Source organism: Peptoniphilus sp. oral taxon 386 str. F0131, from assembly GCF_000090945.1.
GTDB classification, from domain to species: Bacteria; Bacillota; Clostridia; order Tissierellales; family Peptoniphilaceae; genus Anaerosphaera; species Anaerosphaera mikwangii.
Genome location: NZ_GL349430.1, coordinates 1 through 735 on the forward strand (window position 1 = coordinate 1; position 735 = coordinate 735).

General features: G+C 49.1%; 7 tRNA genes. All 7 read left to right on the forward strand.

What is annotated here, in order from left to right:
* The first annotated feature begins 32 nt into the window (after positions 1-32).
* Positions 33-109 (forward strand) — tRNA-Met (locus tag HMPREF0629_RS07560).
* A gap of 76 nt (positions 110-185) precedes the next feature.
* Positions 186-262: transfer RNA gene (locus HMPREF0629_RS07565), tRNA-Met, on the forward strand.
* An 8-nt stretch (positions 263-270) separates the two neighbouring features.
* Positions 271-345: transfer RNA gene (locus HMPREF0629_RS07570), tRNA-Glu, on the forward strand.
* A gap of 8 nt (positions 346-353) precedes the next feature.
* Positions 354-429: transfer RNA gene (locus tag HMPREF0629_RS07575), tRNA-Val, on the forward strand.
* Positions 430-455: 26 nt separating this feature from the next.
* Positions 456-532, forward strand: a tRNA-Asp gene (locus tag HMPREF0629_RS07580).
* A 21-nt stretch (positions 533-553) separates the two neighbouring features.
* Positions 554-629, forward strand: a tRNA-Thr gene (locus HMPREF0629_RS07585).
* An 11-nt stretch (positions 630-640) separates the two neighbouring features.
* Positions 641-726, forward strand: a tRNA-Tyr gene (locus HMPREF0629_RS07590).
* Positions 727-735: the final 9 nt, after the last annotated feature.

Genomic DNA, 735 nt, shown 5'->3' on the forward strand with positions numbered 1-735 from the left:
CGGCACCAAAAAAAGGTGTAAAAAAAGAATGGCGCGGGATGGAGCAGTCCGGTAGCTCGTCGGGCTCATAACCCGAAGGTCGTAGGTTCAAATCCTGCTCCCGCTACCAAAAAATGTATTGACATAATAATATTATTATGTTATACTAACAGAGTTCTGTGAGCGTAGCTCCAATCTAAATATGTGGCGGCGTAGCTCAGTTGGCTAGAGCATGCGGTTCATACCCGCAGTGTCAGCAGTTCAAATCTGTTCGCCGCTACCAAAAAATCAGGCCCTGTGGTCAAGCGGTTAAGACACCACCCTTTCACGGTGGTATCCCGGGTTCGATTCCCGGCAGGGTCACCAAAATAAATGGGCGCATAGCTCAGTTGGGAGAGCATCTGCCTTACAAGCAGGGGGTCATAGGTTCGAGCCCTATTGTGCCCACCATTTAAATAAAGAGAGAGTTCTAACGAGGCCTGGTAGTTCAGTTGGTTAGAATGCCAGCCTGTCACGCTGGAGGTCGTCGGTTCGAGCCCGATCCAGGTCGCCAAAGAAAAAGGGAAAAAGAAGTGCTGGTGTAGCTCAATTGGTAGAGCAACTGACTTGTAATCAGTAGGTTGGGGGTTCAAGTCCTCTCACCAGCTCCAAGAGAAATCAAGGAGGAGTTCCCGAGTTGGCCAAAGGGGACGGACTGTAAATCCGTTAGCACAGCTTTCAGTGGTTCAAATCCACTCTCCTCCACCATTTAAATTT